This window comes from Candidatus Falkowbacteria bacterium (assembly GCA_016699775.1).
GTDB lineage: Bacteria > Patescibacteriota > Patescibacteriia > Patescibacteriales > Patescibacteriaceae > Patescibacterium > Patescibacterium danicum.
In genome coordinates, this window is the sequence record CP065010.1 from 286,287 (window position 1) to 302,230 (window position 15,944).

General features: G+C 36.7%; 9 protein-coding genes and 1 pseudogene. 7 read left to right on the forward strand and 3 right to left on the reverse strand.

What is annotated here, in order from left to right:
- Window positions 1-2: 2 nt before the first annotated feature.
- The 5 genes and pseudogenes from gap to IPN41_01500 all read left to right on the forward strand — a co-directional run bounded on the left by gap (window position 3) and on the right by IPN41_01500 (window position 5,683).
- A complete protein-coding gene (gap, locus tag IPN41_01480; GenBank protein QQS60628.1) occupies window positions 3-1,010 on the forward strand; it encodes a type I glyceraldehyde-3-phosphate dehydrogenase in 1,008 nt (335 codons plus the stop codon).
- A 177-nt stretch (window positions 1,011-1,187) separates the two neighbouring features.
- Entirely contained in the window at window positions 1,188-2,291 is a 1,104-nt protein-coding gene (locus IPN41_01485; protein QQS60797.1) for a trypsin-like peptidase domain-containing protein, read from the forward strand.
- 63 nt (window positions 2,292-2,354) lie between these two features.
- Window positions 2,355-3,395 (forward strand): annotated as a pseudogene (gene prfB, locus IPN41_01490) (peptide chain release factor 2).
- A gap of 203 nt (window positions 3,396-3,598) precedes the next feature.
- Window positions 3,599-4,981 carry a ComEC/Rec2 family competence protein gene (locus IPN41_01495; protein QQS60629.1) on the forward strand — a complete coding sequence of 461 codons (1,383 nt, stop codon included), beginning with the start codon at window positions 3,599-3,601 and terminating at the stop codon, window positions 4,979-4,981.
- A gap of 156 nt (window positions 4,982-5,137) precedes the next feature.
- Window positions 5,138-5,683 carry a hypothetical protein gene (locus IPN41_01500; protein ID QQS60630.1) on the forward strand — a complete coding sequence of 182 codons (546 nt, stop codon included), beginning with the start codon at window positions 5,138-5,140 and terminating at the stop codon, window positions 5,681-5,683.
- A 64-nt stretch (window positions 5,684-5,747) separates the two neighbouring features.
- On the opposite strand, the gene hisS is transcribed toward IPN41_01500, so the two are convergent.
- A complete protein-coding gene (hisS, locus tag IPN41_01505; GenBank protein ID QQS60631.1) occupies window positions 5,748-7,028 on the reverse strand; it encodes a histidine--tRNA ligase in 1,281 nt (426 codons plus the stop codon).
- Between the two features lie 89 nt (window positions 7,029-7,117).
- Between hisS and IPN41_01510 the strand changes: the two genes are divergently transcribed.
- Window positions 7,118-9,763 (forward strand): valine--tRNA ligase, encoded by a 2,646-nt coding sequence (locus tag IPN41_01510; protein ID QQS60632.1) that lies wholly within the window; start codon window positions 7,118-7,120, stop codon window positions 9,761-9,763.
- A 925-nt stretch (window positions 9,764-10,688) separates the two neighbouring features.
- Here IPN41_01510 and IPN41_01515 read toward each other — a convergent pair.
- Window positions 10,689-11,684, reverse strand: a complete 996-nt coding sequence (locus IPN41_01515; protein QQS60633.1) for a ribonucleotide-diphosphate reductase subunit beta — start codon at window positions 11,682-11,684, stop codon at window positions 10,689-10,691.
- A gap of 123 nt (window positions 11,685-11,807) precedes the next feature.
- A complete protein-coding gene (locus IPN41_01520; GenBank protein QQS60634.1) occupies window positions 11,808-14,477 on the reverse strand; it encodes a ribonucleoside-diphosphate reductase subunit alpha in 2,670 nt (889 codons plus the stop codon).
- A gap of 256 nt (window positions 14,478-14,733) precedes the next feature.
- Here IPN41_01520 and tyrS point away from each other — a divergent pair, with 256 nt between their 5' ends.
- The gene (gene tyrS, locus IPN41_01525; protein QQS60635.1) at window positions 14,734-15,939 is read left to right on the forward strand and encodes a tyrosine--tRNA ligase; all 1,206 of its coding nucleotides are present in this window, start codon (window positions 14,734-14,736) and stop codon (window positions 15,937-15,939) included.
- Window positions 15,940-15,944: the final 5 nt, after the last annotated feature.

The following is a 15,944-nucleotide window of genomic DNA, read 5'->3' on the forward strand; positions in this document are numbered from 1 at the left end:
TTATGAATATCGCAATTAATGGTTTTGGTCGCATTGGCCGAGCAGTTTTTAAAGCCTTACTTGAAAAACCAGGGGTTAAAGTAGTGGCGATTAACGATTTAACAGATACAAAGACTCTGGCTCATTTATTAACATATGACAGTGTTTACGGTGTTTCCAATGACCGTATTTCCTATACTGCTAAAACGTTAGTTATTAATGGCCACTCATTTCCAGTATTGGCTGAAAAAGATCCAGCTGCTTTGCCATGGTCAACCTTAAAAGTTGATATTGTGATTGAATCAACTGGCCGTTTTACCGACAGAGATCAAGCACAAGCTCATATCACCGCTGGTGCTAAAAAAGTATTGTTATCAGCGCCTGGTAAAGGCGATGATATTCAGACGTATGTGATTGGTGTTAATGAGAATAAAATCAAGAAAAATGACAAGATTATTTCCATGGCTTCTTGCACAACTAATTGTTTAGCACCGGTAACTGATATTATTCGCAAAGCTTTTGGTATTGATAAGGCGATTATGACAACAATTCATTCATATACCGCTGATCAAAATTTGGTTGATGGACCACATAAAGATTTACGTCGAGCCAGAGCTGCAAGTCTAAGTATGATTCCAACCACAACTGGTGCTGCCTTGGCAGTTGCCAAAACAATTCCATCTCTGGCAGGGCGATTTGATGGTTTGTCAGTTCGGGTTCCAACCCCTGTTGGTTCTCTTTGTGATGCAGTCTATGTCTTGAGAAAGAAAACTACCAAAGATCAGGTTAATACGTTGTTACAAAAAGCTTCACAGTCTAAAGAATATAAAGGTATTGTGACGGTCACTGAAGATCCAATTGTTTCGGCTGACATTGTTGGTAATCCAGCCAGTGCCATTGTTGATCTAGCTTTAACCAATGTCATTGGTGACACATTATTAAAAGTAGTTTCTTGGTATGACAATGAATGGGGATATAGTAATCGCTTAGCTGATTTATGTGTTTATATAAATAAGAAAAAATTATATTAGTTTTGTTTTATATAATATAAAAGTAATTTTACCTATATGACAACAACAGAAAAACGAAATTATTTTATAATATTAATTATTTCAGTGATTGTTAGTGGAGTGGTTGGGGGATTAGCTGGCTTTATGGCTACTGATTCGCTAGCTAAAAGTTCTTCGTTTATTAATAGACTTGAGGGCATGGTGAGTGGCAAAGTCGCCAGTAACCAAACAAGGCAAGCAATTAATAATGATTCAGTGGTTCAAGTTGTAGATACTGTTTCTCCAGCCATCGTTAGTATTATAGTTTCCAAAGACTTACCAAGGTTTAATAGCCCAATGGGAAATTCTGAATTTTTCCGCCAATTCCTTGGTGAGGATTTTGAGAGATTTTTTGGTGAACAACCTTCAACTGAAGGTGAAGAGAATAAAAAGCAAGAGATAGGCAATGGTAGTGGTTTCATAATTTCCAAAGATGGTTTAGTGGTTACCAATCGACATGTGGTTGCTGATGAAGCGGCTGAATATACAGTTGTGACTAATAAAGGTGAAAAATATACGGCTAAAGTTCTGGGACGAGATCCAGTAAATGATTTAGCAATTTTAAAAATTGAAGGTAACGACTTTCCAACACTGAACTTAGGTGATAGCAGTCAGCTCAAACCGGGCCAAAGTGTTATCGCCATTGGCAATGCTCTTGGTCAATTTACTAATACTGTTTCTACAGGTGTAATTTCCGGGCTATCTCGCTCTATTGATGCCTTTGGAGGCTCTAATGTTGGCAGTGAGAGGTTGATTGGTTTAATCCAGACAGATGCGTCAATTAATCCAGGAAACTCTGGTGGACCATTGTTGGATATGTCTGGGAATGTGATTGGGATTAATGTGGCTGTGGCTCAAAATGCTCAAAATATTGGCTTTGCAATTCCAATAGACCAGGTAAAAGGTACAATTGATAGTGTTCGTGAGAATGGCCGTTTAGTAAAAGCCTGGATTGGAGTTAGATATTTATTAATAACCCAAGATATTGCCAAAGCGCAGAAACTAGAAAAAGATAATGGTGCTTGGGTTACAAATGGTGATGGACCAAACCAACCTGCAGTTATAAAAGATTCGCCAGCTGAAAAAGCAGGTATTAAAGATGGTGATATTATTTTAGAAGTCAATGGTGAAAAGATTACTGTTGATAATCCTTTGGCTAATACAGTTAGCAAATCAAAACCTGGTGATAAGCTAGAGTTAAAAATTTGGCGAGATGGCAAAGAAATAACAATTACGGTTACTCTTGAAGAAATGAAATCATAATTATAATGGAAAATTTACTAAAACAAACTGAAGATTTACGAGAGAAAATCCTAGAAACCTGGAGGTTACTTTGACCTTGATCGCAAATCAAGTCAGGCACATAGTTTACGCTTAGAAATGAATGAACCTAGTTTTTGGGATGACCAAGAACGAGCAGTTGAAGTTGGTAAGACTGCTGAAGCCTTAGATCAAGAAGTTTTGGCCTGGCAACAATTATTAGACGAAGTGCGACAACTTGAAGAATTAATTGCTCTTTCACAAGAGCAAGGTGATACCAGTTTAGCTGAAGAATCAGACAAACAATTTTTCCTTCTTAAAAAGAAATTTGAGGAGTTGGAATTTTTTGTCTTTTTTTCTGGTGCCTATGATGTGAGCAATGCGATTATCTCTTTACATGCTGGAACCGGGGGAGTTGATGCACAAGATTGGACAGAAATGCTAGAACGAATGTTCTTGCGTTTTTGTGAGCGTCATAATTGGAAAGCAGAAATTGTTGATCGAACGGTTGGTAATGAAGCTGGTTTAAAAAGTGTAACGTTTAATGTTACCGGTCGCTATGCCTATGGTTATCTTAAATCTGAGGCTGGTGTTCATCGTTTAGTTCGTATTTCTCCTTTTGATTCCGAGGGCATGCGCCATACTTCTTTTGCTTTGGTAGAAGTATTACCTGAATTACCAGATAACGAAGGTGTGGAAATAAAACCCGAAGATATTTCTGTTGATTTTTTTCGATCCTCAGGACCTGGCGGACAAAATGTTAATAAAACTTCAAGCGCTGTTCGTTTAGTGCATATTCCAACCGGTATTGTTGTTGCCACACAAACTGAACGTTCCCAGCATCAGAATCGTGAATTAGCTATGAAAATATTACGAGGTAAGTTACATCAGTTGAGCCTAGATAGTCGAGCTGAAGAAAATGCTGTTTTGCGTGGCAAGGTTGAAAAAGCAGCCTGGGGAAAGCAAATTCGTTCTTATGTTTTACAGCCATATCAGTTGGTTAAAGATCATCGAACTGGTTATGAAGAAACTGATGTTGAAGCAGTATTGAATGGCAAAATTGAAGGGTTTATTGATGCATATTTGAGAAGTAAGTCGAAAACGTAATTCCTTTCTGTCATCCCTGCTTATACACTGTCATTCCCCTAATAATCCTGTCATCCCCGTCCCCGCCTTCGCGGGGATAAACTCCGGCGGGGATCTAGTGAAAGATCTGAGATAAAACTTAACCTAGATCCCCGACCAAGTCGGGGATGACAATGGGTAGTTCGTGGGAGGCACATATTTGAGTATTAAGCTTTTAATTTGCTATGGAGGGATCATTACCCAAGGGTAGGGTATTGTTAATTGCTTGTCTTGGATTTATTTTCGGGATTGGTATTTTTTCATTTGGGCAACTATTTTCTGAATTGTGGTGTTTTGGATTGGCTATATTTTTTTGTCTGTGTGCTGTTTGGTCAAATTATAGAAAAAAAATATATATTTCTATAATTTCTATTCTCGCCCTAGGTTTTTTTCTAGCTGGGTGGAGATATAGTTTGAGTTATCCAAATATAGATTCTAATCATATTAGTTTTTATAATAACCAGATCAAAACGTTTGAAGGAATAGTTATCAAGGAGCCAGTTGAGAAAAATCAAAAAAGACAATTAACAATACAGACAAATCAAGGGAAAGTACTTGTCACTACTGATCTCTTTCCAGAATATAGGTATGGCGATTTTTTAGAAATTACCTGCAAACTTGAAGCACCGGAGAACAACGATTTTCCCTATGATCGATATTTAGCTCGTTATAATATATATTCTTTATGTTCAAGACCACATATTAAGTTATTACATAGCGGAGAGGGTAATGTTGTTATAGAGAAGATTATTAAAATTAAACAAGGAGCCTATAAAATAGCTCAAGCAAATTTACCTGAACCAGAATCTTCTTTAGCACTGCCCGTTGTCTTTGGTGGTGGACAGGGAATTGATGATGATATTACAGAAGAATTTCGACGAACTGGTTTAACTCATATTATGGCCGTGTCTGGTTTTAATGTTAGCTTGTTGACGGTTTTAATTGGACTAGGGTTAAACACCTTAGGTTTGCGGCGTCGAATTGTTTTTTATGTTACCAGTTTAATAATTACTGCTTATGTAATTATGGTTGGTGCACCTGCATCGGCGGTGCGAGCGGGTGTGATGAGTTTATTCTTACTAGCAGCTTTGACGCTTGGTAGGCTTGTTAGCTTACCACGTTCTATTGTATTAGTAGCTGTTTTGACATTGTTAGTGAATCCCCGTTTACTACGTGATGATATTGGTTGGCAATTATCTTTTCTAGCAATTCTTGGTTTAATCTATCTTCAACCATGGCTACAAAAGATGATGATGAAAATAACAGCCAACAAAGGAAAATTATTTTTTGAAGCATTAAACGCGACTATTGCTGCTCAAATTGCAACTGCACCAGTGATATTGTATAACTTTGGTAATTTTTCAATTATTGCTCCAATCGCTAACCTCTTGGTTGTTTGGGTGGTGCCTATATTAACTGTTACTATGATGGCATCTTTGGCTTTAACAGCTATATTTCCTTCCCTTGGCCTATTTTTTTTCTTGCCCTGTTGGATTATGGTGAAATATATATTTTTTATTGTGCAGATGTTGAGTGGTTTAAGTTGGGCGGCGGTGGAAATTGAGTAATAGAGGATAAAATATGATTAATAAATTAAAAAGCATTGATTTTATGATAGTACTGTGATATAGATATAAATCTACCATTTTGGTTAGTTCCCATAACTTCGGGCAGAAGTTACAATATTTTTGGACTTTTAGTCCAAGAAAGGAGCATATTAAAAAATGAGTGAAATAGTGGAGCTGTTCGATATAAACGGCAGAAGAATTCCGCTTAACTTGAAAACAGTAATTTTAATTTTTGGGTTGCTTATGTTAAATCAGAAAGCAAACACCCAAATTGTGATTGTTGATACAGTGATACAATCGCAAGAATTTGGCTTCTTACAAGACGGAGTCGGAATAAATAAAACTATCTATGGGCATTTTGACGATAGTCTTTCTGGTCGTATCATCTTCTTGAATATGAATCCAAAAAAATTATTATACGTTGTCGATGATAGACATACGTATATCTTTTTTAAGGATACTCCATTTCTTATCAAGGAAAAATATTTAGAAAGCCTCTCTTTTGCAGAGGATACCTTGATAAAAAATCATGAAGTATATATCAGTTACTTAACAAATTTATGTAATAGTGGAGTCGCTGTTGAAGAGGAAAATTTTCTGTGTATTAGCAGTGGTTATATAACACTAAGGATATTCAAAAGTTTTCAGAAAGAACAAGTTATCATTGTTTTTCATGATGTAAGTTTTTCTAAAAGAGAATGAAAAAAATAGCAGAAATCAAAAAGGTGTATTTACGATTGTAGATACACCTTTTTTCTTTTTATATTTATAGTTCCTTGACTACTTTACTCAGTGCCACTGTTTTCTGCTTCCCGGTTTTCATATCCTTAATCGTCACCTGATTCTTCTTTTCTTCATCTTCTCCGCAGAGTAGAACAAATGGAATGCCAAGTTTATTTGCATAATTTAATTGCTTGGCCATTTTCGTCGCACCAGGATAGATTTCAACATTAATATTATTCTTTCGTAATTCACTTGCTACCTTGAAGCAATAGGGGAGGAGGTCATCACTGAAAACTACAATCAAAGCCTGTGCGGGAGTGGAAGGACCAGCATTTTTTTCTTGTAGCACTGAAAAGAGTCGTGAAACACCAATTGAAGTACCAACACCAGATAAATTTTCTTTACTGTAGTTTGCTACTAGATTATCATATCGACCGCCACCGCCAACACTGTGTCTATCATTGGGCAGAAACATCTCAAAGACAACACCAGTATAGTAGTCAAAACCGCGAGTAATTTTTAAATCAAATATAAACTCAGAAGTTTTCATACCACCAGCCTGTAGTAACTTGGCAAGTTCAGAAAGTCTTTCTAGCCCTTGAGTAAAGCCCAGATTAGTAATAGAAAAACCAGATAATTGTTTTACTACCTCTTGAGCACTTCCTTTGATGTTAACAAGTGAAAGTATCTCCTTACTGTCTTGTGTGGACAAGCCAATGTTTTTTAATTCTTCAGATATTTGAGCAGAAGAAAGTTTATCCATTTTATCAATTGTTCGTAAAGCATCAGTTGTAAATCGATCTAATTTTCGGTCAGCAAGAAAGCCAGCGATTAAACCTCGATGACTAATTTTAAATACAATATTTTTTAAACCCAAGGCTTTATAAGCATTAGCGGCAGCAATAATTACTTCAGCGTCGGCAGCCACGCTATCACTGCCGACAATATCAACATCACATTGATAAAATTGTCGGAAACGTCCGGCCTGTGGTTTTTCAGCTCGCCACACTTCTTGAATTTGATAGCGACGAAATGGGATTGGTAATTCATGATAATGCTCAGCCACATAGCGAGCCAAAGGAACAGTTAAATCAAAACGCAGGGCATAGTCTGTTTCGCCTTTAGTAAAACGATAGACTTGTTTGGCAGTTTCGCCACCTTCTTTGGCTAATAAGACTGGCGCTAATTCTAAGGCTGAGGTTTCCAAGGGAGTAAAGCCAGAGCGTTGATAGGCTCCTTCAATCAATGACAGCATTTTGTTAAAGGCTAATTGATCTTTTGGTAAAAATTCATTAAAGCCAGGTGGAGTTTTTGGTGTAATCATATAGTCTAATTTTATCTGAAATAAGACATTTTCGCAATTTTTAAGGCTTGCCAAAAGCCTAAAAATTACTGTAAAGTAAGGGTAAGACTATGCCTGAATTACCAAAAGCCTATAATCCAGCAAATTATGAAGACTCTATAAATCGTCTCTGGCAAGAGTCTGGTTTTTTTAATCCAGATAATTTGGACCTGCCTGAAAATGCGCCTGCCTATACAATAATTTTACCGCCACCAAATGTAACTGATCGATTACACCTTGGACATGCTTCAATGTTGGCGATTCAAGACTTATTAATTCGTTTTCACCGAATGCAGGGTTTTCGTACTTTATGGGTGCCGGGAACAGATCATGCAGCCATTGCCACCCAAACTGTGGTGGAACGAAAAATTTATAAAGAAGAAGGAAAAACTCGTCATGACCTTGGTCGCGAAGAATTTCTTAAACGAGTGAAAGCCTTTGCCCTGGAAAACCAAAGCACGATTATAAATCAGATTAAATCTTTTGGGGCTTCACTTGATTGGTCACGTTTAGCATTTACGCTTGATGAAGAGCGTCAAACTGCTGTTCGTCAGATGTTTGTTGATATGTATGAGGCAGGCGCAATCTATCGTGGTGAGCGTATTGTTAATTGGTGCCCACATTGTCAATCAACTTTGGCTGATGATGAAGTTGAATATAAGACTGAAAAGACAGTATTATATACTTTTAAATATTGGCCTGACTTTCCGATAGCAATCTCATCTACTCGTCCGGAAACAAAATTAGGCGATACAGCCGTGGCAGTTAATCCAAGCGATGATCGCTATAAGCAATATATTGGCCAAGAATTTTCTGGCGATTTTTGTGGTCAGGCTCTTACTATAAAAATTATTGCGGATCGAGAAGTTGATATGAGTTTTGGTACTGGTGCTTTGGGAGTTACTCCGGCTCATTCACATACTGATTGGCGGATGGCAGAGGAAAATAATCTAATGATTATTAAAGTTATTGACGAGACTGGAAAAATAAAAAAGGAATTTGGGGATTTTTCTAACCTTTCAGTGATTGAAGCCCGAGAAAAAATTATTACCCATTTACGTGAACAGAACCTCATTAGTCAAGAAGAAGAGACTGAACATAATCTTTCTGTTTGTTATCGCTGTGGAACACCAATTGAGCCCTTGCCTTCAAAACAATGGTTTGTAGCAGTTGGCAAACCATTAGAAAAATTAGGCGGAAAGTCATTAAAAGCCAAAGCTTTGGAAGTTTCCGAGGCCGGAAAAATATCTTTTACCCCTGACCGTTTTAAAAAGCGTTATGAGGATTGGATGAAAAATTTACGTGATTGGTGTATTAGTCGTCAGATTTGGTTTGGACACTCTATTCCAGTTTGGTATCGAGGTGATGAAGTATATGTTGGCTTGCAAGCACCAGAGGGAGATGATTGGAAACAGGACACAGATACTCTTGATACCTGGTTTTCTTCTGGTATGTGGACTTTCTCCACATTAGGTTGGGCAACCTCTGCTAAAGCTTCGGCGCGCCAAGGGCATGTTTCTAAAGATGAGAATAAAACAGGCGACTTAGCTAAATTTCATCCAACCGATGTCCTTGAAACAGGTTATGAAATTATTACGCTCTGGGTCTCGCGTATGATTATGATGTCATTATTTGCTTTGGATGAGATTCCTTTTAAAAATGTCTATTTACATGGAATGGTTTTGGATGCTTTGGGAAAAAAAATGAGCAAGAGTAAAGGTAATGGCATTGATCCTCTAGAAGTTAGTCATGAGTATGGGACAGATGCTGTTCGTTTGGCTTTGTTGGTTGGTAATACGCCTGGGGTTGATGTGCGATTAAGCAAAGAAAAGATTGGTAGCTATAGAAATTTTACAAATAAACTTTGGAATATCAGTCGGTATATTTTAAGTCAGGAAGTTGAGAGTAATAATAAAAATGAAACCTTGGCTGATCGTTGGATTCAGTCTCGACTACAAAAAACAATTGAGAAAGTTGGATTAAAGATTAGAAATTTTGAGTTTTCAGAGGCAGGTGAAATCCTGCAATCTTTTACCTTATCCGATTTAGCAGATTGGTATTTGGAAGTGACAAAATTTAAAAAAGGTAACTCCGCAAATTTACTACCAAAGATTCTTGAAACGCTTCTTAAACTATGGCATCCCTTTATGCCTTTTGTTACGGAAACAATTTGGAAAGAAGGTAGTTTTGGAGAATCGTTGTTAATGGTAGCTGAATGGCCCACAGCTGATACTTTTCCCATAAACCAAGAAGCTGAAACAGATTTTGAAGTAATTCAAAAAGTGATTTCTGCGATTAGAACCTTGCGTAGTGAGAATCGTCTTGAACCAGCAGTTAAATTAAAAACCACAATCTATGCTGGATCTAATACTAATCTATTATTAGATTCGGAAAATCTCATATCATCACTTAAAACAGGTGTGGGTGAACTTGTAATTAGAGCCGAAGGAGAAGCTCCGCAGGATGCATTATTTGCTGCCCTGGAAGGTATAGAAATATATATTGAAGCACCAATTGATTCGGCTGCCGAAAAAATTCGTTTAGAAAAAGAAATTGAGTATGTGAAAAATGGAATTCTATCTATAGAAAAAAAATTATCTAACATTGAATTTAAAGACAAAGCGCCAGCAGAAATTATTGCTAGTGAAGAAAATAAGTTAGTTGAATATAAAATAATTTTAAAAAAATTGTCTGATCAACGATTAGTTTTGGATTAGTAAAAAATAACGCACATAAAATTTACCTGTTGATAACTTTTTATTTACTTTTTAACTTACATTACATTTTTTTGATAATTTCTGCAGAAGAAATTATTTTTTTTATTATTAATTATTTTTTTAAAACATAAGTAACAGTATTTTCTTTTTTTAAATTTTGATTTGATAATATAGATTGTGAATACAAAAAAAAATATGCTTATTTTTCTTTTAATAATAGCCAAAAAAACATTGTTTGCAGTTTTTGAGTAATTAATAATATATATAGTTAATTTTAAATAAGATGTAAAAATTTTTTCTCTACGTTTTTGAATTTAGTTAACAGAAGTTTATGCAAAAATATTTTTTTCTATAATACTTATTATTTTTTTATAAAAGTTATTGTTTAAGGTGTCAATTTGTGGTATAATTAATTTAGAAATGAAAAAAAAGAGGCGAGGTTACTCGCACCAACATTTCTATGAAAGGGGGTGACACTATGCCTATCAAGAAAAAGAAAGCTGCAAAGCGACCAGCTCGTAAGGCTGCTCCAAAGCGTAAAGCTGCTCCTAAAAAGAAAGCTGCTCCAAAGCGCAAGCCTGCAAAGCGTAAAGCTGCAAAGCGTAAATAGTTTTTAATTTGGAAACAAAAAACCCTCTATTGGAGGGTTTTTTGCGTTAGACCTAACTTGACTAAGAGGAATTTCTATGACAAAATGGTGTAAAAAAAGGGGGGGAAGAGGGAGAGTTAAAATGTTGGTTGATCGAGCGAGGGGGGGGGGGGGGGGGGGAGGAGGGCAAGCGTTATACAAAACTAATAAATATACTGAGGAAATTTGTTGTAAAACGCGGGGGGGGAATCCCCCCGAAAAAAAAAAAAAAAAGGGGGGAGCCCAAAAAAAATTTAGAGGTTTTTGAGAATATATAAGGTTGCCTAAAATATCTATTTATGTTCTTGGTTTTTGGCTATGTGACCTGGCATCAACTTCATAGCTGGTATTTTGTGCTTCAAAGAAATTAACCAATTCATAGACATCGGTTGCTGAAGCCATCCATTTTGCTGGATTATCAGCCTTGAAATATGGTTGGAAACCAAGCTCTTCTAAACGACGATCAGCCACATATTGTACATACTGATTAACATAATCAGCATTCAGACCAAGAATACCTTTAGGGAATAGGTCTTTATTATAAGCAGTTTCCAAATTAACACCTTCAATAATAATATTTTGAATTTCTTGACTAAATTCAGGGGTAATCAAATCAGCATTTTCTTCCAGAATTGTTAAGATAAGATTAATGCCAAATTTTAAATGTAGACTTTCATCACGCAAAACCCAATCAATCATTGAACCAAAATTTTTCAGTTGGTTACGTTGTCTAAAGCTTAAGGCCACCATAAAGCCACTATAAAACCAAATTCCTTCCATTACAATATTAAAAGCGACCAGGTTTCGGATAAAATCTTTTTTTCCAGCTGGACTTTCAATATCAAGATGTTCATCCGTCATTCGAGTCAAGTAATTTGTAATATAATTTTCTTTTGCGATCATTGACGGTACTTCAAGGTGAAGATTAAAGATCTTTTCTCGGTCAACCGGGAAAGTTTCTAAAACATATTCAAATGCTAAGCAATGGTTTGCTTCCTCCCACATTTGTTTGGCGATATATAGGTGTGTTTCTGGAGCACGAAGATAGGGATAAACGCCTAAAGCCAGAGATCGATTAACAATTAATTCCGCTGGGTTAAAGAAGCTCATCAAAAAACTAACGGCATGCCGTTCGTCTTCAGTCATTTTTTTCCAATCTTCTAGATCTTCGCCTAAAGCGATTTCGTGGGGGAACCAGGTATTGGCCACTGCTTGATTATATAAATCATAGGCCCAGCGGTAATTAATCGGGTGAAGAACCATGTCTTCGTTCATTGGTTTTCCTAGCAACATAGAAATAGAATTAGTTATAAAGTTCTTAAAGTTATAAAGTTAAAAAGTTAAAGAGGTTCATGAGGTATGAAGTTCATAACAATATACTTTATGAACCTTATAACTTTATAAACCATTTTACTATTATTGGCAACTATCGCACATCAATCGTTCCATTGGGTCAACCGGACAGGCTTTACCAATTTGGGATTGATTGATTGACGAAGTGGAATTAGACGTGGATTGCTGTGGTTCGTCGGTCGGAAAGGAAGTTGAATTACTGAGTATTTTTTTATCTGAAATACGTTCATCACTTGGTTCATTATTGGCAACGGTAATTGTTTCTGGAGTTGTGACAGAGAAATTATTAATTATTGGTATTTCAACTGGTGATTGAAGGGGGATTTGAACAGCGGCTGGTTCATTCGTAGTCATTTGATTAAATAGAGCCCCAAAACCTCTTTTTCCAATAGTATTTGCTTTATTAACTTTAACCGTGCTTTGCTCAGCGTTATGACGTGGTTTCATGTGTAAATAGTAAGTCGTTTTTAGTCCTTTCTCCCAAGCAGTTACATAAATTTTCATAATTTCTTCAGTATCACGAGTTTCCAGATACATATTTCGGCTAATAGCTTGATCAACCCATTTTTGGGCGCGAGCTGCTACTTCTATAAAGGCTTGCGGTGCAATTGAGAATGATGTTTTATAGACTTCTTTTAGATGGTCAGGTACTCCTTCAATAGAAGTTATGTCACCGTAGTTCCCAAGGATTTGCTCTTTACATTTTTCCCAAAGTCCAATCCGTTTTAGATCTCTTACTAAATTAAAGTTTATTTCTAAATATTTACCGGATAATGTATTACGGGAAAACATTTGAGCAAAACGAGGATCAATGCCTGGTGAAGTTCCGGCTACTAAACCGATATTAGCTGTTGGGGCAATAGCCAAGAGTGTGGCGTTACGCATGCCTTGCTTGACCTTTTCTCGTAGTTTATTCCAATCAAGTTCTAGAGAAAATATGCCTTGCTCAACTGTAATTGTTTCTTGACGGTTTTCTTCTAATTGTTTAACAGTATCAACTGGTACATAGCCTTTTGACCAACCAGAGCCAGCGAAATTCGCATAGCTACCTTTTTCTTGAGCCAAATTGGCACTTTCATCAATCGCATGATAGCTGATAAATTCTGATACTCGATCTGCTAATTCAAAGGCTTCTTGACTGCCATATGGCAAGCCAAGTTGTTCAATCATATCCGCAAAGCCCATATAGCCCATACCAAGAGCGCGATTATGCGTATCAAAGTTTTTTGCTTCGGGAATTGGTGGTTGATTTATATCTACTAAATTATCAAGTTGTCTGATTCCCAAGCGGGTGCTTTCAGCCAGTTTTTTCCAATCAACACGGCCTTCTTTAAGATGTCGTGCCAGGTTAATTGAGAGGAGATTACAGACAGAGACATTATCTCGATCTTGAGGCAAGGTAATCTCGGTGCAGAGGTTTGAACAATGAATAATACCGGTGTTATTATTCAGAGCTCGAACATTAATTGTATCTTTCCAGGTTAACCAAGGGTGAGAGGTAGTTTGCAGGGAAACAATAATTGCGCGAAATTGTTCATCAGCACGCATTTTCTTAAAGCGTTTTATTTCACCTCGCTCAGCCATGGCAATATAATCACTATAGTTTTTACTAAACTCAGCGCCATAGCTTTCAATTAATAACGGAGTGTCTTTTGGATCAAATAAATACCACCAATCTCTATTTTTGACTCGTTTCATAAATTCGTCAGAGATATAGACGGCTGTATTGGCAGTTCGGGTGCGACGATATTCATCACCAGCATTTTGTTTTAGGTCTAAAAATTCACTAAAATCAATGTGCCAGTTCTCCATATAGAAACATAAGGCACCCATTTTTTTCCCAGCACGAGAAATCGCTCGGATAGTTGAGTCAATAATATGAAGAAAGGGGATTGGTCCGGATGAGAAAGTGTTATTGGTTGAGATGGGAGATCCGCTGGCTCGTAATTTTGTGACTGATAAACCAATTCCACCTGTTGCCTTGGAAAGACGCATAACATCGGCTACAGTTTTACCAATATGATCTATATCATCTTCCATATCCATTAAATAGCAGTTGGATAGTCTTGGAATTTTAGTACCAGCAGCAATGTTAGTTGATCCGCCTGGGATATATTCTAAAGCGGACATCTTAGCGTAGAAACGAAGAGCAATTTCGGTTGGATTTTTTTCTGTTAAGGCAAGCCCCATGGCAATTCGCATCCAAAAATATTGTGGCGTTTCAATTAAATTATGCTCACGATCTCGTAAAAGATAACGTTTTGACATTGTACCTAGTCCGGTGTAGGTCAAAAGTTCATCTCTATCCAGATCAAGGGCTTGAGATAGTAATTCTAAATCAAAAAGTTCTTTTAACTCTGGGTTTAATAGTCCAAGTTCAATTCCTGATGTAATATAGTGAATAAAACCTTGTCGGTGAAGGTCTCTAACCTCATCAGGAGTTTCATAATCTCCAAGAATTTTTTTATAAACAGTTTTTAAACGTAAGCGAACGGCTACGCGGTCAAATTCTATATCTTCTTGGATGTTTTGAACCGTTGTATTAATGACCGCTTGATCTAGTTCAGTTGTTGTAATGCCATCATAAAGTGTTAATTGAGTTTCCGAGGCGATTTGGGTAATTTTTGCCGTTGGATTGGTAAGGCCATAACAGGCTTGTTCAATGGCGCGGTTAATTCGATCCGCATCAAAGGGTTCGCGACTTCCGTCGCGGTGGGTGATTGTTAGACTCATAAGCAAAGGGATTAGGCGACCTCAACATATTGTGTCGCAGTGTTCTCTAGTATACTATATATAGTATACCCAAACAAGAACCGGAAATTTCCGCTGAGTTTAGAAAAAAAATTAACTTATACACAGCTGGCAATTTTTAAGTTTTAGCTAGACATTTTTTAGTTCAAAGTTTATACTTAATTTGACTGAAAAATCACTTGTTTAGACAAGAGTTGACAAAATTACCGAATAAATTTAATTGTTAGTTTTAGATTGTATGACTTTAGACTCAAAATTAATTGAAGAATTTTTAAACCGTGGCGTTGAGCGCATTTATCCAAGTCGTGAGGCTTTGGAAAAAGCGTTGCGTTCTGGTAAACAACTTACTTTTTATGGTGGCTTTGATGCCTCAGCTTCTTCGTTGCATATTGGGAACGCTATTCAGTTAGCAAAGTTAGCCCAACTTCAAGCTTTGGGACATAAAATTATATTTTTAATTGGTGACTTTACAGGAATGATTGGTGACCCAACGGAAAAAAAGTCTGCACGGCAACAACTTGATCGTCTGACTGTCACAGCCAATGCAAAAGTGTATAAGAAGCAAGCTGCTGCTTGGTTATCGTTTAGTGGCCGTAACACTGCCGTGGTGACTGCTAATAGTAAGATCTATGATAAGATGTCGGTCGAAGCTTTTATTCGCCTAGCGGCTAATTTCACGGTTCAGCAGATGATGGTGCGTGATATGTTTCAAGAAAGATTAAAGGAAGAGAAACCAATTTATTTACATGAGTTTTTGTATCCTTTGGTTCAAGGTTATGACAGTGTGGCTCTTGAAGTTGATGGTGAGGTTGGTGGAAATGACCAGACCTTTAACATGTTGGCAGGGCGTGACTTAATGAAGTCTATACAAGGCAAAGAAAAATTTGTTGTTACTAATAAATTACTCGTTGATGCTCAAGGTAAAAAAATGGGTAAGACTGAAGGAAATGTAGTTAATCTTGATGCTAGTCCAGAAGATATGTATGGGAAAATAATGACCTGGCCAGATGGTGTTTTGTCGTCAGCTTTTGAACTATGTACAAAGTTAAGCTGGGAGGAAGTTAAAGAGATTCAAAAACGGCTAGAAAATACTAGCCTTAATCCACGTGATTTTAAGATGCGTTTGGCAAGAGAAATAACCAGTATTTATCATGGGAAGAAAAAAGCTATCATAGCAGAAGCTGCTTTTGTGAAAATGTTTCAAAAAGGTGAGACACCAGAAGAAATGCCAATAATTATTGTAAAGGCAAGTAATATTGTTGAGATTCTTATAGAAACAAAATTATCATCTTCAAAAGGTGATGCCAGACGTTTAATTGAACAAGGGGGGATTAAAGTAAATGGTGACGTTATAAAAGATGCAAATTATACTGTGTCTGTTAATAAGGAAGGAACAGTAATTCAAAAAGGTAAAAGAGAATTTAGAAAAATTATTAAGAGCTAAGACGA

Bases quoted from the DNA above. Each gene is read 5' to 3' on its own strand.
- gap (QQS60628.1), top strand. From the start codon at position 3: ATGAATATCGCAATTAATGGTTTTGGTCGCATTGGCCGAGCAGTTTTT.
- IPN41_01485 (QQS60797.1), top strand. From the start codon at position 1,188: ATGGTGAGTGGCAAAGTCGCCAGTAACCAAACAAGGCAAGCAATTAAT.
- IPN41_01495 (QQS60629.1), top strand. From the start codon at position 3,599: ATGGAGGGATCATTACCCAAGGGTAGGGTATTGTTAATTGCTTGTCTT.
- IPN41_01500 (QQS60630.1), top strand. From the start codon at position 5,138: ATGAGTGAAATAGTGGAGCTGTTCGATATAAACGGCAGAAGAATTCCG.
- hisS (QQS60631.1), bottom strand. From the start codon at position 7,028: ATGATTACACCAAAAACTCCACCTGGCTTTAATGAATTTTTACCAAAA.
- IPN41_01510 (QQS60632.1), top strand. From the start codon at position 7,118: ATGCCTGAATTACCAAAAGCCTATAATCCAGCAAATTATGAAGACTCT.
- IPN41_01515 (QQS60633.1), bottom strand. From the start codon at position 11,684: ATGTTGCTAGGAAAACCAATGAACGAAGACATGGTTCTTCACCCGATT.
- IPN41_01520 (QQS60634.1), bottom strand. From the start codon at position 14,477: ATGAGTCTAACAATCACCCACCGCGACGGAAGTCGCGAACCCTTTGAT.
- tyrS (QQS60635.1), top strand. From the start codon at position 14,734: ATGACTTTAGACTCAAAATTAATTGAAGAATTTTTAAACCGTGGCGTT.